20 protein-coding genes and 4 pseudogenes are annotated in these 24,613 nt (G+C 74.0%); 18 read left to right on the top strand and 6 right to left on the bottom strand.

Annotated elements, in window-relative coordinates; all coding sequences use genetic code 11:
- The 3 genes and pseudogenes from JWP64_RS19085 to JWP64_RS19075 form a co-directional block, all read left to right on the top strand.
- Positions 1-263: pseudogene (locus tag JWP64_RS19085) on the top strand (hypothetical protein); the annotation flags it as partial.
- A 257-nt stretch (positions 264-520) separates the two neighbouring features.
- Positions 521-1,353: pseudogene (locus JWP64_RS19080) on the top strand (DUF4158 domain-containing protein).
- 264 nt (positions 1,354-1,617) lie between these two features.
- Positions 1,618-1,770 (top strand): hypothetical protein, encoded by a 153-nt coding sequence (locus JWP64_RS19075; protein WP_297499031.1) that lies wholly within the window; start codon positions 1,618-1,620, stop codon positions 1,768-1,770.
- Between the two features lie 230 nt (positions 1,771-2,000).
- On the opposite strand, the gene rpmB is transcribed toward JWP64_RS19075, so the two are convergent.
- Positions 2,001-2,192, bottom strand: coding sequence for a 50S ribosomal protein L28 (gene rpmB / locus JWP64_RS19070; protein ID WP_297499029.1), 192 nt, complete (start codon positions 2,190-2,192; stop codon positions 2,001-2,003).
- A 134-nt stretch (positions 2,193-2,326) separates the two neighbouring features.
- Here rpmB and JWP64_RS19065 point away from each other — a divergent pair, with 134 nt between their 5' ends.
- Together JWP64_RS19065 and recG are read left to right on the top strand one after the other, a co-directional pair.
- Positions 2,327-3,982, top strand: a complete 1,656-nt coding sequence (locus tag JWP64_RS19065) for a DAK2 domain-containing protein (protein ID WP_297499027.1) — start codon at positions 2,327-2,329, stop codon at positions 3,980-3,982.
- Positions 3,979-6,219: an ATP-dependent DNA helicase RecG gene (gene recG, locus JWP64_RS19060; protein WP_297499025.1), complete on the top strand. Its 2,241-nt coding sequence runs from the start codon at positions 3,979-3,981 to the stop codon at positions 6,217-6,219. The genes JWP64_RS19065 and recG overlap by 4 nt, the downstream gene beginning before the upstream one ends.
- Before the next feature lie 49 nt (positions 6,220-6,268).
- Here recG and JWP64_RS19055 read toward each other — a convergent pair whose 3' ends face one another.
- Complete coding sequence (locus JWP64_RS19055) at positions 6,269-7,093, bottom strand: hypothetical protein (protein ID WP_297499023.1); 825 nt, start codon at positions 7,091-7,093, stop codon at positions 6,269-6,271.
- Positions 7,094-7,324: 231 nt separating this feature from the next.
- On the opposite strand from JWP64_RS19055, the gene JWP64_RS19050 reads away from it, so the two are divergent.
- The 5 genes and pseudogenes from JWP64_RS19050 to JWP64_RS31605 form a co-directional block, all read left to right on the top strand.
- On the top strand, positions 7,325-10,702 hold the full coding sequence (locus tag JWP64_RS19050) for a pyruvate carboxylase (protein WP_297499020.1): 3,378 nt from the start codon (positions 7,325-7,327) through the stop codon (positions 10,700-10,702).
- Between the two features lie 87 nt (positions 10,703-10,789).
- Positions 10,790-11,371 (top strand): 16S rRNA (guanine(966)-N(2))-methyltransferase RsmD, encoded by a 582-nt coding sequence (gene rsmD / locus JWP64_RS19045; protein ID WP_297499018.1) that lies wholly within the window; start codon positions 10,790-10,792, stop codon positions 11,369-11,371.
- On the top strand, positions 11,368-11,850 hold the full coding sequence (gene coaD / locus JWP64_RS19040) for a pantetheine-phosphate adenylyltransferase (RefSeq protein WP_297499016.1): 483 nt from the start codon (positions 11,368-11,370) through the stop codon (positions 11,848-11,850). Before rsmD ends, coaD begins: the two co-directional genes overlap by 4 nt.
- Positions 11,851-11,989: 139 nt before the next feature.
- The gene (locus JWP64_RS19035; RefSeq protein ID WP_297499014.1) at positions 11,990-12,736 is read left to right on the top strand and encodes a DivIVA domain-containing protein; all 747 of its coding nucleotides are present in this window, start codon (positions 11,990-11,992) and stop codon (positions 12,734-12,736) included.
- Positions 12,737-12,972: 236 nt separating this feature from the next.
- Positions 12,973-13,167, top strand: a pseudogene (locus tag JWP64_RS31605) (BTAD domain-containing putative transcriptional regulator); the annotation flags it as partial.
- 47 nt (positions 13,168-13,214) lie between these two features.
- Here JWP64_RS31605 and JWP64_RS19030 read toward each other — a convergent pair.
- Positions 13,215-14,135 carry an NADP-dependent oxidoreductase gene (locus tag JWP64_RS19030; RefSeq protein ID WP_297499035.1) on the bottom strand — a complete coding sequence of 307 codons (921 nt, stop codon included), beginning with the start codon at positions 14,133-14,135 and terminating at the stop codon, positions 13,215-13,217.
- Between the two features lie 133 nt (positions 14,136-14,268).
- Between JWP64_RS19030 and JWP64_RS19025 the strand changes: the two genes are divergently transcribed.
- Positions 14,269-15,279, top strand: coding sequence for a MinD/ParA family protein (locus JWP64_RS19025; RefSeq protein WP_297499012.1), 1,011 nt, complete (start codon positions 14,269-14,271; stop codon positions 15,277-15,279).
- A gap of 121 nt (positions 15,280-15,400) precedes the next feature.
- Positions 15,401-16,969 carry an AAA family ATPase gene (locus JWP64_RS19020; RefSeq protein ID WP_297499009.1) on the top strand — a complete coding sequence of 523 codons (1,569 nt, stop codon included), beginning with the start codon at positions 15,401-15,403 and terminating at the stop codon, positions 16,967-16,969.
- A 14-nt stretch (positions 16,970-16,983) separates the two neighbouring features.
- Here the strand turns inward: JWP64_RS19020 and JWP64_RS19015 are convergent, their stop codons facing one another.
- Together JWP64_RS19015 and JWP64_RS31600 are read right to left on the bottom strand one after the other, a co-directional pair.
- Positions 16,984-17,253 (bottom strand): hypothetical protein, encoded by a 270-nt coding sequence (locus JWP64_RS19015; protein ID WP_297499007.1) that lies wholly within the window; start codon positions 17,251-17,253, stop codon positions 16,984-16,986.
- A gap of 85 nt (positions 17,254-17,338) precedes the next feature.
- Positions 17,339-17,683: pseudogene (locus tag JWP64_RS31600) on the bottom strand (S8 family serine peptidase); the annotation flags it as partial.
- A 248-nt stretch (positions 17,684-17,931) separates the two neighbouring features.
- Here JWP64_RS31600 and JWP64_RS19010 point away from each other — a divergent pair.
- The 4 genes from JWP64_RS19010 to mutM all read left to right on the top strand — a co-directional run bounded on the left by JWP64_RS19010 (position 17,932) and on the right by mutM (position 20,468).
- Positions 17,932-18,507, top strand: a complete 576-nt coding sequence (locus JWP64_RS19010; RefSeq protein ID WP_297499004.1) for a YceD family protein — start codon at positions 17,932-17,934, stop codon at positions 18,505-18,507.
- Positions 18,508-18,603: 96 nt separating this feature from the next.
- Complete coding sequence (gene rpmF, locus JWP64_RS19005) at positions 18,604-18,786, top strand: 50S ribosomal protein L32 (RefSeq protein WP_297499002.1); 183 nt, start codon at positions 18,604-18,606, stop codon at positions 18,784-18,786.
- 16 nt (positions 18,787-18,802) lie between these two features.
- Positions 18,803-19,561: a ribonuclease III gene (gene rnc, locus JWP64_RS19000; protein ID WP_297499000.1), complete on the top strand. Its 759-nt coding sequence runs from the start codon at positions 18,803-18,805 to the stop codon at positions 19,559-19,561.
- A 16-nt stretch (positions 19,562-19,577) separates the two neighbouring features.
- On the top strand, positions 19,578-20,468 hold the full coding sequence (gene mutM / locus JWP64_RS18995; RefSeq protein ID WP_297498998.1) for a bifunctional DNA-formamidopyrimidine glycosylase/DNA-(apurinic or apyrimidinic site) lyase: 891 nt from the start codon (positions 19,578-19,580) through the stop codon (positions 20,466-20,468).
- On the opposite strand, the gene JWP64_RS18990 is transcribed toward mutM, so the two are convergent.
- Positions 20,446-21,477 carry a magnesium and cobalt transport protein CorA gene (locus JWP64_RS18990; protein WP_297498996.1) on the bottom strand — a complete coding sequence of 344 codons (1,032 nt, stop codon included), beginning with the start codon at positions 21,475-21,477 and terminating at the stop codon, positions 20,446-20,448. The genes mutM and JWP64_RS18990 overlap by 23 nt on opposite strands.
- Before the next feature lie 196 nt (positions 21,478-21,673).
- Between JWP64_RS18990 and JWP64_RS18985 the strand changes: the two genes are divergently transcribed.
- Both JWP64_RS18985 and JWP64_RS18980 read left to right on the top strand, forming a co-directional pair.
- Positions 21,674-21,964 carry an acylphosphatase gene (locus JWP64_RS18985; RefSeq protein ID WP_297498994.1) on the top strand — a complete coding sequence of 97 codons (291 nt, stop codon included), beginning with the start codon at positions 21,674-21,676 and terminating at the stop codon, positions 21,962-21,964.
- 152 nt (positions 21,965-22,116) lie between these two features.
- Positions 22,117-24,613 (top strand): AAA family ATPase (locus tag JWP64_RS18980; protein ID WP_297498992.1); only part of this gene is annotated, 2,497 nt, incomplete at its 3' end.

Here is a 24,613-nt window from a genome sequence, read left to right as displayed (position 1 = left end):
GAGCGCTGATCGAGCACGAGCTCCACATGTACGACCCCGGCGCAAAGATGCGCTGGCCGGTCGAGCAGCTGATGGAATGGATCTCAGCCCTCGGACCCGAGAACACCCTCATCGGCTCGGACCTCGGTCAGGCCGGCTTCCCCCGCCCGGTGGACGCCTTCCGCCGCGTCGGCGAAGCCCTACTCGACCTCGGTCTGCCGGAGAAGGACCTGCGCCGCATCGTGCACGACAACCCGCGGCAGCTGCTGTCTCTTTCGGACTGACAAAACCCAGACCAAGCGCGAACTGTTGCCGACGCTCTCAGCCGGTCAACGCATCACTGAGCTCTTTCCAACCTGGTGGGAGGCGGGCGCGAGGCGCTGCGGCGTGGCGTCACCGGAATGAGTGAAGCTCCTGGTAGACGGCCCGTGAGGAACATCGGAACGGGATCCATCGGTAGAGCCGGCGCACTGGGCTCGCGGTAGCGCCACCGGTCGGGTCTGGGCTCGATGTTCGAGCTCGTGACGCGCTGGGGGTCTTCGTGCCCGTCGAGTTCCTGACCGACGCGCAGGCAGCGACGTACGGCTGCTACGCGGGCCCGCCGTCGACGGCGGAACTGGACCGTTGCTTCCTGCTCGATGACAAGGCTCGGGCTCTGATCGAGTCCAAGCGGCTGCCGCACACCCGCCTGGGTTCGCCGTGCAGCTCACGACGTTGCTGTTCATCGGCAGGTTCCTGGCCGATCCGACCGATGTCCCGACCGAGGTCGTGGACTACCTGGCCGAGCAGCTCGACATCGCCGACCCGTCGTGTGTGAAGGACTACCGGGTGCGGGAGATGACCCGCCTCGAACACGCCACCCAGATCCGCGACGCCTACGGGTTCGTCGAGTTCACCGCGGCGGCCGAGGAACTGACGCGGTGGGTGGATGACCGCGCGTGGACCACCGGGGACGGACCGACAGCCCTGTTCGACGGGGCCGTGGTCTGGCTTCGGGAACACCGGGTGCTGCTGCCCGGCGTGTCCACCCTGGCCCGGCTGGTGGCCCAGATCCGGGACGCGGCGTTGACGCGGCTGTGGGACACCCTCGCCGGCGCGCTCACCGCGGCCCAGGTGACAGCGTTGGAGCTGCTGCTGGAGATCCCCGCCGGGGCACGAACCTCGGATCTGGAACGGCTGCGCCGCGGCGGAGCTGTTCGACGTGCTGATGACCACCGGGCTGCTGGCCCGCGCCCAGGGCCAGACCCGCGACGAGCAGGCGCGGCGGTATCCACGGGTCAGCAAGGACGCCGGGAAGCTGGCCGCCGCGGTCGGGGTCATGCTCGAGGCCACGACATGAGATGCGGCTCGGCCGGACCAGCGGCCTGCTCGTGAGGCGTACCTCGCTGGAACCGTCCGAGCACCACGACTGGGAAGGAGGACAGCTCGCCACGCACCTGCGGATGGGGCTCGACCTGCTGTTCGGCCGGTCCCTGCCGGAGGCGGTCGCCGACCTCGACGCCGTCCTGCGGGCCGGCCACCTGGACCGGGCGGAGCTGGCGGCAGCGCTACGGAAGCGGTCGGACAACGGCGTCGTCCTCGCACGCCAGGCCGGGGGCTCTCGCCGACCCTCGGGCGGAGTCGCCACCGGAGTCCGAGGTGAGGGTCCATCTCGTCCTGGCGGGATTGGACCCGGTACCGCAGTACCAGATCACGCTCGACGGCGAGGACGTCGCGAGCGTCGACCTCGCATTTCCGGCCCGCAAGGTCGCGGTCGAGTACGACGGGGGCTGGCGCGACGGCGAACTCTGAGCGCTCAACCGCGACCGTGCCCGGTTGAACCGGGTCCAGGCGGCCGGCTGGGCCGTCCTCTTCGTCACCGCGCCACTCCTCCGTACCCCCAGAAGAATGGTCAACGAGGTCCGAGCCGCCCTGGCCCGGGACTGAACCGCGTCATGGCTCCACAACGCGATGCTCCACATCGCGACAAGGGCGGCTCCTCGTGGTCGAGGGGCCGCCCTTGTCGAGCAGAAAGGGTCGCGTCAGGCGCGCGCGACCTTGCCGGCCTTCAGGCACGACGTGCACACGTTCTTGCGCTCGCGGTTTCCGCCGGAGTTCAGGGTGCGCACGGTCTGGATGTTCGGGTTCCAGCGGCGGTTGGTACGGCGGTGCGAGTGCGAGACGGACATGCCGAAGCCCGGACCCTTGCCGCAGACGTCACAGACGGCAGCCACGTCGGACACTCCTCGGTTCGTAGGTGATCACAACTCGCCCGGGTGACCCCGGGCGCATGAAGGTCAAGGGTAACCGCCCGCTCCGACGCGCTGCACACGGGGCTCGGCCGGCGCGATGACTAGGGTGGCCTCCCGTGCCCCCCATCCTCGACGCCGACCTGCTCGGCCGGTGGGCCGCGGGTGCCGTCGCGGCGCTGGAGCGCCACCGCGCGGAGATCGACCGGATCAACGTCTTCCCGGTCCCGGACTCCGACACCGGTACGAACCTGCTGCTCACGATGCGCTCCGCGGCCGACGCGCTACGCCGGGGCCGCCGCGAGGACGGCCCGGCGGACCGTCCGGCCGCGGCCGCGGGCGAGCTGGCCCGCGGTGCGCTGGTCGGGGCGCGGGGCAACTCGGGCGTGCTGATGTCGCAGGTGCTGCGCGGATTCGCCGAGGCCCTCGTCGAGGGCGAGGGTCCGCGCGTCGCCGACGCCCTCGACCGGGCGGACCGGCTCGCCGCGGCCGCGGTCGCGTGCCCCCGCGAGGGAACGGTGTTGACCGTGCTGTCCGCGGCGGCGAAGGCCGCCGCCGGCTGCCCCTCCGACGACGACGGCGAGGTGGCGGCGACCGCTGCGGACGCCGCCCACGCGGCGCTGCGCGAGACCACCGGCCAGCTCGCGGAGCTGACCAGGGCCGGGGTGGTCGACGCCGGCGGGCTCGGCCTCGTCGTCGTGCTGGACGCGCTGGTGGAGGCCCTGACGGGGGTCGCTCCCGCCGCCCGTTCGCACCTGCCGGAACGGGTCCGCGACACGGCCCCGGCGCCCCGTGGCCGCGAGGCGCTCACGACCGAGCGGGAGAGCGGCTCGGCCGAGCACGAGTACGAGGTCATGTACCTGCTCGAGGACTCGGACGACGCGCGGGTCGCGGAGCTGCGCGGCGCCCTGCTCGCCGTCGGGGACTCGGTGGCGATCGTCGGGGACGGGACGCCCGGGGGCACCGGCCTGTGGAACGTGCACGTGCACTGCTCGGACATCGGCGCCGCCGTCGAGGCCGGGATCGGGGCGGGCCGGCCGCACCGGATCACCGTCATGCGCTTCGCGGACCAGGACACCCCCTCCGGCGCGGACCCGACCGGCCGCTTCACCCGCGGCCGCGCCGTCCTGTTCCTCACCACCGGCCCGGGCGCCGCGCAGCTGGCCCGGGAGGCCGGTGCGAACGTCCTGGAGGTCTCGCCGCGGCGCTCGGTCCCGGCCGACGAGCTGGCGGCCGCGCTCGCGGGCACCCGCGCCCGGCACGTCGCAGTGCTGGCCTGTGACCGCGAGCTGACCGCCGTCGCGGAGCAGGCCGCGACGTCCGCCCGGGCGGACGGGCAGGAGGTCGTCGTGGTGCCCACGTCGTCGGTCCCGCAGGGCCTCGCCGCGCTCGCGGTGCACGATCCCGAGCGCCGGGCCGGGGACGACGTCGTCGCGATGGCGGAGGCGGCGGCGGGGACGCGGACCGGGGGACTGGTCCTCGCCGAGTCCGAGGCCCTGACGTGGGTGGGCCGCTGCGCGCCCGGCGAGGTGCTGGGGCTCTCCGACGGCGAGGTCGTGCTGATCGCCCCGGATCTGAATGTCGGTGCCCTGTGGTTGGCTCACCGCATGTTGACCCCGGGCGGCGAGCTCGTCACCGCGCTGCTCGGCGCCGAGGCGGACGAGGAGCTGGGCACCCGGCTCGCCGACGACCTGCGGCGCACCCACCCGGAGGTCGACGTGGCGGTGTTCCGGGGTGGGCAGACGGACTTCCCACTGGTCCTGGGGGTGGAGTGAGCGCGCGCAAGGATCCCGACGAGATCGACCTGGACTCGCCCCTGGAGCGGGCGATCGGCGGTGCGTCGGCGAAGCTGATGGCGAAGATGGACCTGCACACGGTCGGGGACCTGGTCCGGCACTACCCGCGTCGCTACGTAGCGCGCGGTTCGCTCACGGACATCGCCGGGCTCGAGATCGGCGAGCAGGCCACGCTGGTCGCGCGGATCGACAAGGTCGCCACCCGGCAGATGCGGACGCGCCGCGGGTCGCTGATGAACGTGACGCTGGTCGACAGCAAGGGCCGCACGCTGGACTGCACGTTCTTCAACGCGCACAAGCTCAAGGGGATGATCGAGGTCGGGAAGACGATGATCTTCTCGGGGAAGGTCGGCACCTACCGCAAGGGTGACCAGACGGTCCTGCAGCTCACCCATCCCGAGTTCGAACCGCTGGACGACGGCGACGGCATCCGCCCCTTCATCTCCGTCTACCCGGCGAAGAAGGGCGTGGACTCCTGGAAGATCGCGCGGTGCGCCCGGGGTGTCCTCGACGTGCTGGACGACCCCACGGACCCGCTTCCGGAGGAGATCCGCCGCGCCGAGAAGCTGCCCGAGCTGGGCCGTGCGCTGCGCCGGATCCACGTCCCCGAGACCGAGGCGGACTACCACGCCGCCCGCGCCCGGCTGGTCTGGGACGAGGCGTTCGGCGTGCAGCTCGCGCTGGCCCTGCGCCGGGAGAAGGCCCTGGAACGCCCCGCCGCGGCCAACCCGCACCGCCCCGGCGGCCTGCTCGACGCGTTCGACGCCGTGCTGCCCTTCCCGCTGACGAACGGGCAGAAGTCCGTCGGGGCCGAGATCGCCGAGGACCTCGCACACGAGCTCCCGATGAACCGGCTCGTGCAGGGGGACGTCGGCGCGGGCAAGACGATCGTCGCGCTCCGGGCGATGCTGCAGGTCGTGGACTCGGGCCGGCAGGCCGCCATGCTCGCGCCCACCGAGGTGCTCGCGTCGCAGCACGCCCGGTCGCTGCGCGCGATGCTCGGCCCGATCGGCCGCGGCGGCGAGCTGGACGCCGCCGAGAACTCCACGAAGATCACCTTGCTCACCGGCTCGATGACCACCGCGGAGAAGCGGCAGGCGCTGCTGGACACCCAGTCCGGGGAGGCCGGGATCGTCGTCGGCACCCACGCGCTGATCCAGGACACCGTCGGGTTCGCGGACCTCGGCCTCGTCGTGGTGGACGAGCAGCACCGCTTCGGCGTCGAGCAGCGGGACGCGCTGCGCGGGCGCGGCGAGCGGACCCCGCACCTGCTGGTCATGACGGCCACGCCGATCCCGCGGACCGTCGCCATGACGGTCTACGGGGACCTGGAGATCTCCGCGCTCACCGAGCTGCCCAAGGGCCGGTCCCCGATCGCGACGACCGTCGTCCCGGCGGGGGAGAAGCCGGCCTGGCTCGCGCGGGTCTGGGCGCGGGTCCGCGAGGAGGTCGACGCCGGGCACCAGGTCTACATCGTGTGCCCGCGGGTCGGCGGGGATACGGCGACGGGGAAGAAGCGCGCCGCGGACCCCGAGGACGCAGACCTGATCGACACCGAGGACCCGGACATCGGTGCGGACTCCGACGACGGCTCCGCCAGGAGGCCGCCACTCGCGGTCCTGGACGTGGCACCGGGCCTCTCCGAAGGGCCGCTCGAGGGCCTGCGGATCGGCATCCTGCACGGCAAGCTCCCGCCGGACGAGAAGGACGCGGTCATGCGCGCCTTCGAGCGTCACGAGCTGGACGTGCTGGTCGCCACCACCGTGATCGAGGTCGGCGTCGACGTCCCGAACTCCACCGGGATCGTCATCCTGGACGCGGACCGGTTCGGCCTGTCCCAGCTGCACCAGCTCCGCGGCCGGGTCGGCCGGGGCTCCGCGCCGGGCGTCTGCCTGCTGGTCACGGACATGCCCGCGGGCACCACGGCGCGGGAACGCCTCGACGCGATCGCGGGCACCACGGACGGCTTCGAGCTCGCCCGGCTGGACCTGGAGCTGCGCCGGGAGGGGGACGTCGTCGGGACCACGCAGTCCGGGCGGCGCTCCGGCCTGCGGCTGCTGTCCCTGGTCCGGCACGAGAAGGTGATCGTGAGCGCCCGGGACTACGCGGGGAAGCTCCTCACCGAGGACCCGGGCCTGGAGAAGCACCCGGGCCTGCGCGCGCTCGTCGAGGAGACGGTCGGGGAGGACCAGGCGGAGTACCTCGCCAAGGCATGACCCGCGCTGCCGGCGAGCAGGGCCAGCAGGGCCAGCAGGGCCGCCGGGCCTACCCCGGCAGCGCGCCCCGGGCCGCCTCGTCGAGCGCCGCCACCGCGGTGCGCGGCAGGCGCACCACGCCGGTCCGCTCCAGCCTGGCGAGCTCGCTGCGGGCCATCGCGTACGCGGTGAGTCGTTCGGCCTCGGAGTCCGAGTCCCGCGCCGTCGTCAGGAGCTTGAGGACGCGCTCGACGCTGCCCCGCTCGTCCGGGGAGAGCGCGGAGTGCCGGATGCGCTCGGCGGCGTCCCGGGCCGCCTGCCAGGCCCGCTCGGCCCGCTCGACGGCCGCGATGAACTTGCGCGCGTGGGCGTCCGGGGGGCGGGCGTCCGTGTCCAGGGCCTGGGCCTCGGCGAACGCCTCGACGAACCGGCCGGTGCTGGGCACCGACACGTCCGCGAGCGCGGGCAGCCGCAGGACCTCCATGGCGTCGCACTCGTAGGCGGCGTAGTCGACGCGCAGCGCGTCGAAGCGGGCGCGGGCGGCGTCCCACGCCGGCCGGGGAGGCGCCGAGGGGGCGGTGCGCGGGGGTATCGGCGCCGGCGCGGGCGCCGTCGACAGGGAGCGGGCCCGGTACACGGACACCACGACCATCAGCATGAGGATCATCGGGATCAGCCCGAGCAGCAGCACGCCGTTCGCGCCGGCACCCGAGACGATGAAGAACAGCGGAATGATCACGAAGGGAGCGGGGAAGGCGCCGCGGTGGCGGTACGGCCCGTGGTGTCCGTTCCGGCCGCGGGCGGCGCGCCGGACCTGGTGGGCCGCGCGCTCGCCCGGCCCCTCCCACCGCGGGTACATGTGGCCCTGCCGGTGCCCGTGTGGACGCGGTCTCATGACTCCTTGGTACCCCCGACGGGTGACGGCGGCACGGAATCGAGGCGGAATGAACCCGGTCGGCCGTGCAGGTCTCAGGGGTTCCTCAGCGTGCCGCCGGCGAGGGTGAGCCGATCCCGGACCCCGGGACAGCGCTCGACGCTCGTCGGACGCCCGTGCGACTCTTCCCGCGTTCTCCCCGCCCTGCCCGCCACCGCGGTCCGGGCGGGCCGGCGTGGGTGAGGGAGCTCGATGTTTAGCAAGGTGTTGGTGGCCAACCGCGGCGAGATCGCGATCCGGGCGTTCCGGGCGGCGTTCGAGCTGGGGGTCTCGACGGTCGCGGTCTTCCCCTACGAGGATCGCAACTCGCTGCACCGGGCCAAGGCGGACGAGTCGTACCGGATCGGCGAGGAGGGCCATCCGGTCCGCGCCTACCTGTCGGTCGACGAGGTGATCAAGGCCGCGCGGAAGGCGGGCGCGGACGCGGTCTACCCCGGGTACGGCTTCATGTCCGAGAACCCCGACCTGGCCGCGGCCTGCGCGGACGCCGGGATCGTCTTCGTCGGGCCGCCGGCCGACGTGCTGCACCTCACAGGCAACAAGTCCCGGGCGGTGGCGGCCGCGCGCGAAGCCGGGGTGCCGGTGCTCGCCTCCTCGGAGCCGACCACGGACGTCGACGCGCTCGTCGCGGCGGCGGAGGAGATCGGGTTCCCGATCTTCGTCAAGGCGGTCGCGGGTGGCGGCGGCCGCGGGATGCGCCGGGTCGCCGAGCCGGCGGAGCTGCGGGACTCGATCGAGGCCGCGAGCCGCGAGGCCGAGTCCGCCTTCGGCGACGGCACCGTGTTCCTCGAGCAGGCCGTGGTGAACCCCCGGCACATCGAGGTCCAGATCCTCGCGGACTCGGCGGGCAACGTCGTGCACCTCTACGAGCGGGACTGCTCGGTGCAGCGCCGCCACCAGAAGGTCATCGAGATCGCGCCGGCACCGAACCTGGACCCGGAGCTGCGCGAGCGGATCTGCACGGACGCGGTGAACTTCGCGCGGCACATCGGCTACGTCAACGCGGGGACGGTCGAGTTCCTCGTCGACGAGCACGGCAACCACGTCTTCATCGAGATGAACCCGCGCATCCAGGTCGAGCACACGGTGACCGAGCAGGTCACGGACCGGGACCTGGTCATCGCACAGCTGCGCATCGCGTCCGGCTTGACCCTTCCGGAGCTGCACCTCACCCAGGACGAGATCACCCTCTCGGGCGCGGCCCTGCAGTGCCGGATCACCACCGAGGACCCGGCGAACGGCTTCCGCCCGGACACCGGCACCATCTCGGCCTACCGCTCGGCCGGTGGGCCGGGGGTGCGGCTCGACGGCGGCACGGTCCACACGGGCGCCGAGATCTCCGCCCACTTCGACTCGATGCTGGTCAAGCTGACCTGCAACGGCCACGACTTCGCCAACGCCGCCCGTCGCGCCCGCCGCGCGATCGCGGAGTTCCGGATCCGGGGCGTCTCCACGAACCTGCCCTTCCTCGCCGCGGTGCTCGACGACCCGGACTTCCAGGCCGGCGCGGTCACGACGTCCTTCATCGAGGAGCGCCCGCAGCTGCTCAAGGCGCGCCCGTCCGCGGACCGCGGCAGCCGGGTGCTGAGCTTCCTCGCCGAGACCACGGTGAACCGGCCGAACGGGCCGCGGCCCGAGGTCGTCGAGCCGGTGGACAAGCTGCCGTCGGTGGACCTGAACGCGGAGGCGCCCGCCGGGTCCGCCCAGCTCCTGCGCGAGCTCGGGCCGGAGGGCTTCGCCGCGCGGCTGCGCGCGCAGACCGCCGTCGCGGTCACGGACACGACGTTCCGGGACGCGCACCAGTCCCTGCTGGCCACGCGCGTGCGGACCCGGGACCTGCTCGCGGTGGCCCCGTACGTGGCGCGGACGGCGCCGGAGCTGCTGTCCCTGGAGTGCTGGGGCGGCGCGACCTACGATGTCGCGCTGCGCTTCCTGGCCGAGGACCCGTGGGAGCGGCTGGCCGCGCTGCGCGAGGCGGCGCCCAACATCTGCACGCAGATGCTGCTGCGCGGGCGGAACACCGTGGGTTACACGCCGTACCCGACCGAGGTGACGGACGCCTTCGTCGCGGAGGCCGCGCAGACCGGGATGGACATCTTCCGGATCTTCGACGCGCTCAACGACATCGCGCAGATGCGCCCGGCGATCGAGGCCGTGCGGAACACCGGGACCGCGCTGGCGGAGGTGGCGCTCTGCTACACCGCGGACCTGTCGAACCCGGACGAGAAGCTCTACACCCTGGACTACTACCTGCGCCTCGCCGAGCAGATCGTCGAGGCCGGCGCGCACGTGCTGGCGATCAAGGACATGGCCGGGCTGCTGCGCCCGCCGGCCGCGCGGACGCTGGTCACGGCGCTGCGGGAGCGGTTCGACCTGCCGGTGCACCTGCACACCCACGACACCGCGGGCGGCCAGCTCGCGACGTTGATCGCCGCGATCGACGCCGGGGTGGACGCCGTGGACGCGGCGGTCGCGTCGATGGCCGGCACGACCAGCCAGCCGTCGCTGTCCGCGCTGGTCGCGGCCACGGACCACACCGAGCGCGCGACCGGCCTGAGCCTGCAGGCCGTGGGGGACCTGGAGCCGTACTGGGAAGCGGTGCGGAAGGTCTACGCGCCGTTCGAGTCCGGGCTGGCGTCGCCGACCGGACGCGTCTACCACCACGAGATCCCGGGCGGGCAGCTGAGCAATCTCCGGCAACAGGCGATCGCGCTGGGGCTGGGGGACCGGTTCGAGCTGATCGAGGACCTCTACGCCGCGGCCGACCGGATGCTGGGCCGGCTGGTGAAGGTCACACCGTCGTCGAAGGTCGTGGGGGACCTGGCGCTGCACCTGGTCGGCGCGGGCGTGGAGGCGGCGGACTTCGAGTCCGACCCGGGCAAGTTCGACGTCCCGGACTCGGTGGTCGGGTTCCTGCGCGGCGAGCTGGGCGACCCGCCCGGCGGCTGGCCGGAGCCCTTCCGGACCCGTGCGCTGGAGGGCCGCTCGCCCGAGGCGGAGACGCCGGAGCTGTCTATCGAGGACCGGCGCGGGCTGCGGGACAGCCGCCGGTCGACGCTCAACCGGCTGCTGTTCCCCGTGCCCACCAAGGAGTTCGAAGCGCACCGCGAGCACTACGGAGACACGTCCGTGCTCTCGACGAAGGACTTCTTCTACGGCCTGGAAGCCGACCTCGAGCACACCGTGACCCTCGAGCAGGGCGTCACGCTGCTAATCGAGCTGGAGGCGATCTCCGAGGCGGACGAGCGGGGCTACCGCACCGTCCTCGCCACCCTGAACGGGCAGCTGCGCCCGGTGTCCGTGCGCGACGAGTCGATCACCACGGACGTCAAGGCGGCGGAGCGGGCGGAGCGGGGCAACGACCACCACGTCCCGGCGCCGTTCGGGGGCGTGGTGACGCTGCAGGTCGAGGAGGGCGCGTCCGTCGAGTCCGGACAGACCGTCGCGACGATCGAGGCGATGAAGATGGAGGCCTCGATCAGCGCCCAGCGCTCCGGCACCGTCGCGCGGCTGGCGATCGGCAAGGTCCAGCAGGTCGAGGGCGGCGACCTCCTCCTAGAGATCGAGTGACCCCCGGCCGCACCATGGAGCCACGACGCGGAAAAATGGCCCCGGAACCGCGTTGTGGCTCCATGACGCGGAGGGGTGGGGGAAGTCGTGACGCGGATCATCGCCGGGGTTGCCGGGGGGCGGCGGTTGGCGGTGCCTGCCGCTGGTACCCGGCCCACGTCGGACCGGGTGCGGGAGGCGCTGTTCAGCGCGCTCTCCCACGATCCCGGCCTCGACGGCTCGGCCGTCCTGGACGTGTGCGCGGGCTCCGGCGCGCTGGGGCTCGAGGCGCTGTCCCGGGGGGCCGCGCACGCCACGTTCGTCGAGTCGGACAAGAAGGCCGCCGCGGTGCTGCGCCGCAACGTCGGGGAGCTCGGGCTCGGCGGGACCGTGCGGCTCGGCACCGCCGGGACCGTCCTCGCCGGACCCGCGGACCGCGCCTACGACATCGTGCTCGTGGACCCGCCCTACGCCGTGACGGACGCCGAGATCGCCGGCTGGCTCGCCTCCGCGTACCGCGGGGGCTGGCTCGCCGACGACGCGGTCGTCGTGGTCGAGCGGGCCCGGCGGTCGCGGGACTTCCCGTGGCCGGAACCCCTCGAAGGGGTGCGTGAGCGTCGTTACGGGGACACCGTGCTACACGTCGGCGGCTGTTACCGTCCGCCCATGCCTGCTGAGGCGCGGCGATGAGGCGCGCGGTCTGTCCCGGCTCGTTCGATCCCCCCACCCTCGGGCACCTCGACATCATCGGCCGGGCGGCCGGGCTGTTCGACGAGGTCGTCGTCGGGGTGCTGATCAACAAGAGCAAGAAGAGCCTGTTCACGGTGGACGAGCGCATCGCGATGCTCAGCGAGATCACCAAGGACTACGACAACGTCCGGGTGGACTCCTTCCACGGGCTGCTCGTGGACTACTGCCGCACCCACGAGATCCGGGCGATCGTGAAGGGCCTGCGCGCCGTCACGGACTTCGACTACGAGCTGCAGATGGCGCAGATGAACCAGCGGCTGTCCGGTGTGGACACGCTGTTCATGTCGACGAACCCCGAGTTCAGCTTCCTGTCCAGCTCGCTGGTCAAGGAGGTCGCGACCTACGGCGGCGACGTCGCGCACCTGCTGCCCGAGCTGGTCCACCGCCAGCTGCTGGACCGGATCGCCGAGCGTTCCTGAGCACCGGGCCGGGCGGGGTGCTCGACAGCGTACCCGGTCGCGGGACGCCCCACACCTTTGATCACCCGGTCGGAACTTGACACGCGGGGGCAGGGCTCAATACGGCGTTCGGCCGCAGGGCGGTGAGAGGATCCCCGACGTGTACCGGGTCTTCGAGTCGCTCGACGCGCTGGTGACCGTGGTCGAGGAGGCGCGCGGCGTCCCCATGACCGCCACCTGTGTCGTCCCGCGTGGTGACGTGCTCGACCTGCTCGACGACGTCCGGGAGGCTTTACCGGGCGAGCTCGACGACGCCCAGGACGTCCTGGACCGCCGGGACGAGATCGTCGGCGAGGCCGAACGGGAGGCCGAGGAGACACGCTCCGCGGCGAGCGCGGAGGCCGAGGAGACGCTCGCGGACTCCCGCGCCGAGGCCGAGCGGATGGTCGCCGAGGCCCGCGAGGAGGCCGAGCGCACCCTGGCCGAGGCCCGCCACGAGGCGGAGCTGGCCGTCGCCGAGGGCCGCCGGCAGTACGCGGAGCTCACCGACCGGGCCCGGTACGACGCGGACCGCCTCGCCGAGGCCGGCCGCGCCACCCACGACCGCTACGTCGCGGACGGGCAGGCCGAGCAGACCCGGCTCGTCTCGGGCACCGAGGTGTTCCGGGTCGCGCAGCAGGAGGCCGGCCGGATCGTCGACAGCGCCGAGGGCGAGGCGGAGCGGCTGCGCCGCGAGTGCGACGGCTACGTCGACGCCAAACTGGCCGAGTTCGAGGAGACCCTCGGCAAGGCGCTGCGGACGGTGAGTCAGGGCCGCAGCCAGCTCTGGCAGACCGGCTCGCCGAGCGGGTCCCCGGCGACCGCGCTGCGCGGGCGCTCCGGCACGGGCATGGACCTGATCGACTGATCGTCGCGGGCGGGGACCAACGCCCGTCCGTGCCGATCCCATCAGTCCTGTGACGCGGGTCGCGGTGGACCACGGGATCGCGGGAACGGCATGGCGGGGCTCGAGCTGTCCGTCCTGGGGCCGGTGACGGCGACCCGGGACGGTGGACCGCTGGATCTCGGTGGGCCCCGGCAGCGGGCGGTGCTCGCGGCGAGCCCCCGGATGGTGCCCGCCGACCTCGTCCGGTCCGGCCCCGGATACGCGCTGCTGGCGGCCCCGTACGCGATCGACGCGACCCGGTTCTCCCGGCTCGTCGCCCGCGGCCGGACGCGCTCGCCGCGGGTGACCCGACGGGTGCCGCGGAGCAGCTGGCTCTCGCCCTGGACCTCTGGCGCGGCCCCGCGTACGCCGACGTCCCGGACCCGGACTTCCTCGAACCCGAGATCACCAGGCTCGGGACCGCTGCAGCTCGCCGTCGACCCGGGGCCCGCGTGGCCGCTCAGGCGGTCGATGCGACCCGGACGACGATCTTGCCGCGGCCGTGGCCCTGCTGGTTGAGGCGGAACGCGTCCGCTGCCTCGGCCAGCGGGAAGACGCGCGCGACGGGGACGGTGAGCTCCCCGGCGTCGGCCAGGCCGGCGAGGAACTGCAGGTGGGCCGCGTCCGGGCGCACCCAGCAGTACAGGCCGCCCGCCTCGGCGACCGTGGCGTCGACGACGGAGCCGTGCCGGCCGCCCTCGGCGAGGGCCGCCCGGGTGGCGTCGAGGACGCCGCCGACGAAGTCCGCGACCACGTCGACCCCGTCCGGTGCGAGCTCCCGGACACGCTCGGCGAGGCCGTCGCCGTACTCGACGGGCTCGGCGCCGAGGGAGCGCAGGAAGTCGTGGTTGGCGGGGGAGGCGGTGCCGATGACCCGGGCGCCGAGGACGCGGGCGATCTGCACGGCGAGCGTGCCGACCCCGCCGGCCGCGGCGTGCACCAGCACCGTGTCGCCCTTGCCGGTGCCGAGCCGGGTGAGCAGCTGGTAGGCCGTCAGGCCCGCGAGCGGCAGCCCCGCGGCCTGGTCCCAGTCGAGCGCGGCGGGCTTGCGGGCCACCGTGCGGACCGGGGCGGAGACGTACTCGGCGAACGTCCCGCCGTGCACCCAGTCCTTGCGGGCGTAGGCGATCACCTCGTCGCCGACGGAGAACTCGGGGGTGTCGAGCCCGACCTCCTCGAGGACCCCCGCCACGTCCCACCCGGGGATCGCGGGGAACTCGATCTCCAGCAGGGCGTCGAGTCCGCCGGCCATCACCTTCCAGTCGATCGGGTTGACGGACGCGGCCCGCACCTTGATCAGCACCTCGTCGGGCCCCACCTTCGGCCGCGGAAGCTCGGTCGGCTCGAGGACGTCGGGGTTGCCGTAGTGGTCGTACGTCATCGCCTTCACCGTCCCACCATGCCCCGTGGTCCGGCTGTCCCGCCCCGGAGCACCGCAGCACGGGCGCTGCCGGATCGATCACCATTCGATCAAGAGGGGCAACCGGGAGCGCCCGGCGGGTTACCGTACGCCCATGGCGCGTCGTGTCGAGCCGGATCCGACGACCTGGTGGGACAGGTACGGGCATCGGCTGCACCCGCGGCCCACTGACGCCGGCTCGGAGTCGCCGTCCGCGGTCGGTCATTTCGATCCGCACAGCCTCCTGCGCCCGCGCGATCCCGCGCCGGACCGGGGCTGGAGGCGGCTGGTGCACGGCGGCAGCCTGGGCCGGATCAACCCCGGCCCGGGCCCGGCCCAGCTGGTCGCGGAGGACCGGCTCGCTCGCATCCGGACTCCGCTCGGCGGCCCGCACCGCGTCGCGATCACCTCGATCAAGGGTGGGATCGGCAAGACCACCGTGACGGCGGGTCTCGGCCTGGCGATGGCGGATCACCGGGGGGACCGGGTCCTCGCGCTCGACGCGAACCCGGACGCGGGCACGCTCGCGGACCGGACGTCCGGGGAGTCCGCGGTGACCGTCCGGGACCTGCTGAACGACCTCGCCCACGTCGACTCGTGGACCGCGCTGTCCGGCTACACCAGCCTGGCCGGCCGGCTGCACGTCCTGTCGTCGGAGCAGGACCCGGCGGCGGGCGAGGCCTTCAGCCGGGACGAGTACCTGCGGGTCGACGCGCTGCTGGGCCGCTTCTTCAGCCTGATCCTCACGGACTCCGGGACCGGCCTGGTGCACTCGGCGATGGCCGGGACGCTGGAAGCGGCGGACTCGCTCGTCGTCGTCGGGGCGCCGACGGTCGACGGTGCGGGCCGGGCGAGCAAGACCCTGGACTGGCTGGTCGCGCACGGGTACGGGCAGCTGGTCGCGCAGGCGGTCGTCGTGCTGTCCCAGGACCGGGCCAGCGCGGAGGTCGACGGCGCGCGGGTGCACGCCCACTTCGCCTCCCGCTGCCGCGCGGTCGTCGAGCTCCCGCACGACCCGCACCTCGCGACGGGCGGCCGGCTGGACCCGGGCCGCCTGCGTCCGGCGACGCGGGACGCGTTCCTGGTGCTGGCCGCCGTGGTCGCGGACGGCTTCCCGAACGGCTGACGTGCACTCGGGAACGGGAGCACATGATCGTCTCTCGTTATAGTCACCGGACGACCGCGCTCCGTGACCGGCCGGGCCGCCGGAGCCGCGTGCACGTCGTCGACCAGGGGGAGAGGTGGCCGTGAACGGCCAGGACAGCGGCAGCGACCGTCACGAGCAGGACGACAGGCGGCCCGAGCGGACGACGGACGGCTGGGTCGCCGGTGCCTGGTCCGCGGAGGGCTGGGTGTCCGCGACGTCGGCCCGCCCACCGGCGCCGGACGACGACGAGATCGAGGCCGCCGAGCAGGCCGCCGCCGAGGCGGAGAAGCGACCGGCCGGCGCGCCGGAGCCGGTGACCGAGCACGCCGAGTTCGAGCCGGAGCACGCCGAGCACGACGGCGACCAGGGCGAGGAGCCCCTCGACGCCGAGGTGGTCGAGCCCGCAGAGGCGGGTACGCCCACGGCCACGGACCCGGTGGTCCCGGTCGGTCCGGGCGCGGCGGGTGGGAGGCCGGGCGGATCCGAGCCCGCGCCCATGGAGCCGTCGCAGGGGCCGGGCCGGCCGGGCCCAGACTCGTCGGACCGGGACCCGCAGGGCCAGGGCCGGCCGCCCGGCCCGCCCCCGGGGGCGCGGAACCAGGCCGCGGCCCGGCTGCCGCAGGCCACCGGATCCGTGCCCGGACCGTCGGACCAGGGACGGCAGCCGAGCCGCGGGCAGGCGCAGCCCGCCCGGCCCAAGGCCCGCCCGGACGCGACGGCGGCAGAGCTCACCGAGGACGCGATCGTCCGCAACCGCGGGGACCGGCCCACCCAGGGCTGGCGCGGCGCCATGTTCCGGGTGACCGGCGGCCTGGTCAACCCGGGCGTCGGGGCGGACGAGCGCGCCCGGCAGGAGCAGTTGCGGCGGATCCGCCGCCCGCTCCCGGGCTCGCACCAGATCGCGGTCAGCTCCATCAAGGGCGGGGTCGGCAAGACCACCGTGTCCGCCTGCCTCGGGCTCGTCCTGGCCGAGAACCGCGGGGACCGGGTCATCGCGCTCGACGCCAACCCGGACGCCGGCACCCTCGCGGACCGGCTCACCGGGGAGGCCTCCGTGACGGTCCGCAGCCTGCTGGACAACATCGAGGCGACCCACTCGCTGACCGACGTGGCGCGCTACACGAGCCTCGCGGGGCGGCTGCAGGTCCTCGCGTCCGAGCAGGACCCGGCGATGAGCGAGGCCTTCGACCGGGACGAGTACGAGCGCGTCTGCGCCGTCCTCACCCGCTTCTACAACATCGTGATCACGGACTCCGGGACCGGCCTCGTGCACTCCGCGATGGAGGGCACGCTCGCGCTCGCGGACAGCCTGGTCGTGGTCGGGGCGCCGACGGTCGACGGGGCGAGCCGGGCCAGCAAGACCCTGGACTGGCTGATCGCGCACGGGCACGCCGCGCAGGTCGCGAACGCCGTCGTGGTGCTGAGCTGCGACCGCGTGTCCAAGGAGGTGGACCGGGTCCGGGTGCGCGAGCACTTCGCGGCGCGCTGCCGCGCGGTCGTCGAGATCCCGCACGACCCGCACCTGGCCACGGGAGGCCGGATCGAGCTCGGGCGGCTGCGTTCGGCCACCCAGGACGCGTTCCTGGAGTTGGCCGCGCACCTCGCGGACGGCTTCGGCTACGCGCCCCGCGGGACGGCGCCGTCGACGCCGGTGCCCAGCCTGGCCTGACGCGGTTCGGACGGTCAGGTGTCGAGGCGGGCGGCGGGCATCTCCGGTACCGGCCGGTGCAGGTCCGCGGCCTCCTCGACCGCCCCGGGGACGTCGCGGCGCACCGCGATCCGCCGTCGCGCGGTCCCGACCAGGACCACGATGACGGCCACGAGCAGCAGGATCCCGGTCGCCGCGGCCGCCGTCCGGCCCGTCCGGCCCCACGGGTCGTCGGGGGCCGGGAGCGGCACCAGGGGGATCGAACCGCCCCGCGCGGACGGCACCTCGGCGGGCGGCACCGGCACGTCGAGCGCGGTCAGCGCCAGGTACGGGTCGACGACGCCACTGCCGGTCCGCTCGTCCCGCCCGCCCGCCGGTCGCGGAGACCGCGGTGCCCTGGATCCGCCGGACCACCTCGTCGTTCGTGAGGCCCGGGTAGCGCTGCCGGACCAGGGCCGCGACGCCGGAGACGACCGCGGTGGCGGAGCTCGTCCCGTGAAGGTCCGGTAGCCGATCCGCCCGCGGACGGGGCGAGCAGGTCGGTCCCGGGCGCCGCGACGTCGACCCACGCGCCGCGGTTCGACTCCTTGGGGGCTGGCCGTCCGCGTCCACCGAGGCAACGGCGAGGACCGGATCGTAGGCGGCCGGCCACCACTCCAGGCCCGGGTTGGACTCGTTCTCGTTGCCGGCGGCCGAGACCACGACGACGTCCCGGGACAGCGCGTGGGCGACCGCGTCGCGGACCGCGGGAAGGTCGGCCGAACTGCGAACGACAGGTTCTCGACGCCGCCCCGTCCGGCCTGGTCCGCGCCCTGCCGGATCGCGTCGGCGATGACGGAGTCGGGCAGCGCCCGTCGACGGCGAGGACGATCCCCGCGCCGTTCGTCCGGCTGCTCCCGGCGGGGCCTCCGCTGGACCCGGAGATCGCGGCGAAGGAGTACACGGGCCGCTGAGCCGGACGGAGGACTATCCTGGCACCGGCTATGAGCAACAAGCGCACACCCACCCCCCGCCCCGAGGCGAGCCCGTGGGCTTTCAGCACCCGTGAGCTGGGACGTCGTCCCGGCATTATGCGTCCCGTCACCCGGTCCGTCCCCGCCCCCGGCGGAGACGAGGCGATCGGGCTCGTCGGCGTGCTCGAGGTGCCCGCGGGCACCGACATCGACCTCGACCTGCGGCTCGAGTCCGTCAGCGAGGGCGTCTACGTCTCCGGGACGGCCAGGGCGCGGCTCGAGGGCGAGTGCTCGCGCTGCCTGGACCCGCTCTCCGAGGACGTCGAGGTGCGCATCGAGGAGCTGTTCGCCTACCCGGCCAGCATCACCGAGGAGACCACCGACTCCGACGAGGTCCCCCGCCTGGTGGACGATTACCTGAACCTCGAGCAGACGGTCCGGGACGCGCTCGTCGTGGACCTGCCGCTCGCCCCGCTGTGCCGCGACGACTGCCCCGGTCTGTGCCCCGAATGCGGGGGACGACGGGCCGATCTCGGGCCGGACCACGGGCATGAGACACTGGATCCTCGGTGGGCCGCTCTCGGTGAGCACCTCCCTTCCGAGTGACGGGCCGTAGTCAGAGACGGGCTCGTCGGCTCGGCGCCCGAAGCCAGACCAGAACATGATGTCGTAAGACCTCTCAGCAACCGTAGGAGATCTGCCGTGGCCGTACCCAAGCGCCGGATGTCGCGGTCCAACACGCGCTCTCGCCGGGCGCAGTGGAAGGCCAGCGCGCCGAACCTCGTCGCCTGCTCGAACCGTGCCTGCCGCGAGATGAAGATTCCGCACATGGCCTGCCCCGTCTGCGGAACGTACGACGGCCGCCAGGTCACCAGCCCGGCCTGATCCGCAGGTCAGCCGGGTGGGGGACAAGACCTTCACGGGGCCGCGCGAGGACCGCGGGCCCCTGCTCGAGGCGCTCGGCGTCGATTTCGACGCCGAGCTGCTGACCCTTGCCCTCACCCATCGCTCGTACGCCTACGAGCACGGGGGCCTGCCCACGAACGAGCGCCTGGAGTTCCTCGGGGACTCCGTGCTCGGGGTGGTCATCACCGAACGTCTGTACCGGGACCACCCGGACCTCCCGGAGGGTCAGCTCGCGAAGCTGCGCGCCTCCGTCGTCAACATGCACGCCCTGGCGAGCGTGGCGGTGGAGCTCTCCGAGTTCGGTCTCGGTGCCTACCTGTATCTCGGCCGCGGTGAGGAGCTCACCGGAGGCCGGGAGAAGGCGAGCATCCTCGCCGACGCCACCGAGGCCCTGATCGGCGCGGTGTACCTGCAGCACGGCCTCGAGACCGCGCGCTCCCTCGTGCACCGCCTCTTCGAGGGCCTGCTGCAGTCGGCCCCGCTGCTCGGCGCCGGCCTGGACTGGAAGACCAGCCTCCAGGAGCTGACGGCCTCGCAGAGCCTCGGCGTGCCGGAGTACCGGATCGCCGAGGAGGGCCCGGACCACCTCAAGGTGTTCACCGCCACCGCCGTCGTCGCCGGGCGGGAGCTGGGCACCGGGGACGGGCGCACCAAGAAGGAGGCCGAGCAGAAGGCCGCCGCGCTCGCCTGGCGGACGCTCAGCGGTGACAAGAGCGTGGGCGGCGAGACGAGCTCGACCTCCCGCAGCTCCTGAGTCCGCGAGCAGTACCGTGCCCGAGCTCCCCGAGGTCGAGGTCGTCCGCCGTGGCCTCGCCGACCACGTCCTGGATCGCCGGATCGCGGCCGTCACCGTCGCGCACCCCCGGGCCGTCCGCCGCCACGTCGCCGGGGCCGAGGACTTCACGTCCCGGTTGAAGGACCGCACCGTCACCGCCGCCCGCCGCCGCGGTAAGTACCTGTGGCTGGAGCTCGATGCAGCAGGTCCCGGGGACGACGCGCTCCTGGCGCACCTCGGCATGAGCGGGCAGATGCTCGTCGCGGATCCTGGTCGGGCCGACGAGAAGCACCTGCGGATCCGCGTCTCCTTCGACGACGACGGCCCCGAGCTGCGCTTCGTGGACCAGCGGACCTTCGGCGGGCTGTCGGTCCACCCGCTCGTCGAGGGTGCCGGGGGAGGCCTGCTGCCCGAGCCGGTCGCGCACATCGCGCGGGACCCGATGGACCCCGCCTTCTCCCTGGACGAGGCCGTGGCCGCGATGCGCCGGCGGCGCACGGAGGTGAAGCGGGCCCTGCTGGACCAGACCGTCGTCTCCGGGATCGGGAACATCTACGCGGACGAGGCCCTCTGGCGGGCACGCCTGCACTGGGCCCGCCCCACCGCCGCCCTCACCCGCGCGCAGGGCCGCGCGGTGCTGGCGGCGGCGTCGGAGGTCATGGACGAGGCCCTGGACCAGGGCGGGACCTCCTTCGACGCGCTGTACGTCAACGTCAACGGGGCATCGGGCTACTTCGACCGCTCGCTGAACGTCTACGGGCAGGGGGACCGGGCGTGTCGCCGCTGCGGCAGCCCGATCCGCCGGGACCCGTTCATGAACCGCAGCTCCTTCAGCTGCCCGCGCTGCCAGCCGAGGCCCCGCGCTACAACCAGCCGCGCCGTTTGAAGATCAGGTACAGCACGAGCCCGAGCAGGAGCATCAGGCCGATCGCCATCGGGTAGCCGAACCACCAGTCCAGCTCCGGCATGTGGGTGAAGTTCATCCCGTACACCCCGGCGACGAGCGTGGGGGCGAAGAGGATCGCCGCCCAGGACGACACCCGCTTCATCTGCTCGTTCTGCACGTAGCCGGCCTCGGTCAGCCGGGTCATCTCCTCGTTCTGCCGCTGCCCGACGAGCGTGGAGTTGACCGTCAGGATGTTCGTCAGCAGCTGCCGGAAGCCCTCGGTGCGCTCGCGGACGCGGGTGGCGTGGTCCTGGACGTCGCGCAGCAGGCGGCGCAGCTCGAGGTCCGGCGCCGAGCCGGTCTTGCCGAACCGGTCCCGCAGCTCGGTGAAGATCTCCGCCAGCGGCTCGACGGCGCGCTGGAAGTCGATGACCTCGCGGCTGAGCTGGTAGATGCGCCGGGAGACCTTGGGGTCGCCCTCGAAGACCTGGACCTCGATCTGGTCGATGTCGTCCTGCAGGCCGTCGATCACCGGGCCGTAGTCGTCGACGACCTGGTCGAGCACGGCGTAGAGCACCGCCATCGGCCCGTGCGAGAGCAGATCCGGGTCCTTCTCCAGGCGATGGCGGACGACCGCGAGGTCCGGTTCCTCGGCGTGCCGGACGGTGATCACGAAGTCCGGGCCGAGGAAGAGGTGCACCTCGCCGAGCTCGATCTCCTCCTGCTCGTCGAGGTAGCGGGCGGGCCGCAGCACGACGAACTCGGTGTCCCCGTAGCGCTCCATCTTCGGCCGCTGATGGGCGTGCACGGTGTCTTCGACGGCGAGGGCGTGCAGGCCGAACTCCTTCGCGACGTCCGTGACGTCGTCGGGCGTCGGCCGCAGCAGCCCGATCCAGCAGAAGGTCCGCCCGGGCCCGCAGTCCCGCAGCGTCTCGACGGTCTGGTCCAGCGACTCGGGTTCGCGCGCGCGGTGCCCGTCGACGTACACGGCGTTGTCCACGACGGACACGGGGCACCTCCGGACGATCACCGGGCCGCCGGGGACGGACCCTGTGCGCAGGGTATCTCCGCGTCCCGGCCCGCGCGGTCCGAGCGGTCCCACCGCCGCACCCCGCCGACCGGAGCGGCAGGGGCGAGGAGCGCGACCGGGCACGAGGCTCGCGTGCAGGCCCGGCGGTGGATCACCGCGGTACCGTAGCGGCGCGATGAGTACCGAGCAGTCTTCCTCCGTGCGGCTCACCGCCTGGGTCGAGGGCAGCGTGCAGGGTGTCGGCTTCCGCTGGTGGAGCCGCTCCCGCGCCCTCGAGCTGGGCCTCGTGGGCCAGGCCCGCAACCTCGACGACGGCCGCGTCGCCGTCGTCGCGGAGGGTCCGCGCGCCCAGTGCGACAAACTTCTGGCCCTGCTGAGGGGCGGCACCACCCCGGGCACCGTGGCCGGGGTCGCCGAGCAGTGGACGGACGCGAAGAACACCTTCAACACCTTCAGCGAAGCCTGAGCGGAGCGGATCGCCCGGGCGTCGCGGGCGAGTGCACAGGGATCGATGGCCCCGGGGCCGACCTCGCGAGCACCGGCGCGGGGGAGCAGGGCGTTCGTTCCGCGACCGGTACGCTCCGCCTCACCCTCGAGACCCCCCGGAGAACCCGCCCCGTGCACCTGAAGAGCCTGACGTTGAAGGGCTTCAAGTCCTTCGCCTCGGCCACGACGCTCCGCCTGGAACCGGGCATCACCTGCGTCGTCGGGCCCAACGGCTCCGGCAAGTCGAACGTCGTGGACGCCATCAGCTGGGTGCTCGGCGAGCAGGGTGCGAAGGCGCTGCGCGGCGGCAAGATGGAGGACGTGATCTTCGCCGGTACGTCCGGCCGGGCGCCGCTGGGCCGCGCCGAGGTCACCCTGACCATCGACAACTCCGACGGCGCCCTCCCGATCGACTACTCCGAGGTCTCGATCACCCGACGGATGTTCCGGGACGGCGCCGGCGAGTACGAGATCAACGGCAGCGCGTGCCGCCTGCTCGACGTCCAGGAGCTGCTCAGCGACTCCGGGATCGGCCGGGAGATGCACGTCATCGTCGGACAGGGCCGGCTCGACGGCGTGCTGCAGTCCAAGCCCGAGGAACGCCGCGCCTACATCGAGGAGGCCGCGGGCGTCCTCAAGCACCGCAAGCGCAAGGAGAAGGCCCTCCGCAAGCTCGACGCGATGCAGGCCAACCTCACCCGGCTCACCGACCTCACCGGCGAGCTGCGCCGCCAGCTCAAGCCGCTGGGCCGGCAGGCGGAGATCGCGCGCAGGGCGCAGCAGGTGCAGTCCGAGCTGCGGGACGCGCGGATCAGGCTCGCCGCGGATGACATCGTCACGCTGCGGGACTCCCTCGCGCGCGAGGAGGCGGACGAGCAGCACGCCCGCGCCCGCCGCGCGGAGGTCGCCGAGCAGTTGGACGCCGCCCGCGAGCAGCAGTCCGGCCTGGAGGACGCCCTCGCCGCGGACGCGCCACGGCTGCAGGCCGCGCAGGACACCTGGTACAGGCTCTCCGCGCTGGCCGAGCGGCTGCGCGGGACCGTCCGGCTGGCCGAGGAACGCGCCCGGCACCTCGCGGGGGACGACGGCGAGCGGCCGCAGGGCCGGGACCCCGACGAGCTCGACGTCGAAGCGGAGCTCGTCGCCGAGCAGGAGGCGGAGCTCGTCGAGGGGGTCGTCGAGGCCCGGCAGCGGCTCGCGGAGGTCCTGGAGGAGCGCGCCGAGCAGGAGCGCACGCTGCAGGCCGCCGAGCGCGCGCACCTCGCCGCCGTCCGGGCGATCGCGGATCGCAAGGCGGGCCTGGCGACGCTCGCGGGCAAGGCCGAGGCGCTGCGCAGCGGCGCGGCCGCCACCGCCGAGGAGATCGACCGGCTCTCCGAGGCGCTGGGCGAGGCCGAGGCCCGGACGACCGCGGCCGTCGCCGAGCTGGAGACCGCGCGCGCCGAGCCGGGCGGCACCGACGAGTCCGAGGGCCTCGACGAGCGGGTCGAGACGGCCGCGGAGGCGCACGAGAGCGCCCGCGCCCGGGTCGCGGAGCTGGTCGCGCGGGAGCGGGAGCTCGAGCAGCAGCGGGCGCACTGGCGGGCCCGGGTGGACGCGCTGTCCGTCGGCCTGGCCCGCAAGGACGGTTCCGGGGCGCTGCTGGCCGGGGAGCACGAGGGCGTCCTCGGCGCGGTGTCCGGGCTGCTCACCGTCGAGCCGGACGCCCGGACGGCGGTCGCCGCGGTCCTGGGCGAGCTCGCCGAGGGGGTCGCGGTCGCCTCGGCCGAGGCGGCCGTCGACACCCTCCGCACGCTCCGCCGCACGGACGCCGGGACGGCGTCGCTGCTGGTGGGGACCTCCGCGGGCAAGGGCGAGCCGGTCGCGCTGCCCGGTCCCGACCGTGGGGCGCCGCCCGCGGGGACGTGGGCCCGGGAGTCCGTGAAGGCGCCCCGGGGGCTCGGGGCGGCGGTGGCCGCGGTGCTGGACGGGGTCGTGATCGTCGACGACCTGGACGCCGCCCGCGCCGTCGTCGAGGCCGCTCCCGCGCTGATCGCGGTGACCCGGGACGGGGACGTGCTCGCCGCCGGGCGGGCCCGCGGCGGATCCGGGGGCGGTTCCAGCGCCCTCGACGTCCAGGCCGCGGTCGACGAGGCGCTGGCGGCCCGCGAGACGAACGAGCAGGAGCTGGCCCGGCTGCGCCCCGCGCTGGAGGGCGCCCGCGCCGAGGAGGCCGCCCGGGCGGGGGACCTCGAGGCCGCCACCGCTGAGCGCCGCGCCGCGGAGTCACGGCGCACGGCCGCGTCCGCACAGCTCGGGCGGCTGGAGCAGGTCGTGCGGTCGGCGGAGGCCGAGGCCGTCCGGCTCCGGGAGCGCCGGGACGCCGTCGAGGCCCGCCGGTCGGACTCGCTGCTCGCCCTGGAGGCCGCCGAGCGGCAGCTGTCCGTGGCCGAGGGCGAGCCGCTCGAGGACGAGCCGGACACCGAGGTGCGGGACGCCGCCGCGGACCGGCTGGCCGAGGCCCGGTCCGAGGAGGTCGAGTGCCGGCTCGCGCTGCGCACGGCCGAGGAGCGGGCGCGGGCGATCGCCGGGCGCGCGGACTCGTTGCGCCGCCAGGCCGCGTCGGAACGCCAGGCCCGGGCCCGGGCCG

It is taken from the genome of Pseudonocardia sp. (assembly GCF_025465255.1).
In the GTDB taxonomy this organism is placed as follows: domain Bacteria; phylum Actinomycetota; class Actinomycetes; order Mycobacteriales; family Pseudonocardiaceae; genus Pseudonocardia.
This window is presented reverse-complemented; position numbering and strand designations above follow the sequence as displayed.

Coding starts and splice junctions, on each gene's coding strand:
- JWP64_RS18985 (WP_297498994.1), top strand. CDS start 21,674: ATGAGTACCGAGCAGTCTTCCTCCGTGCGGCTCACCGCCTGGGTCGAG.
- coaD (WP_297499016.1), top strand. CDS start 11,368: ATGAGGCGCGCGGTCTGTCCCGGCTCGTTCGATCCCCCCACCCTCGGG.
- JWP64_RS19025 (WP_297499012.1), top strand. CDS start 14,269: ATGGCGCGTCGTGTCGAGCCGGATCCGACGACCTGGTGGGACAGGTAC.
- JWP64_RS19030 (WP_297499035.1), bottom strand. CDS start 14,135: ATGACGTACGACCACTACGGCAACCCCGACGTCCTCGAGCCGACCGAG.
- JWP64_RS19050 (WP_297499020.1), top strand. CDS start 7,325: ATGTTTAGCAAGGTGTTGGTGGCCAACCGCGGCGAGATCGCGATCCGG.
- JWP64_RS19010 (WP_297499004.1), top strand. CDS start 17,932: ATGAGCAACAAGCGCACACCCACCCCCCGCCCCGAGGCGAGCCCGTGG.
- JWP64_RS19055 (WP_297499023.1), bottom strand. CDS start 7,093: ATGAGACCGCGTCCACACGGGCACCGGCAGGGCCACATGTACCCGCGG.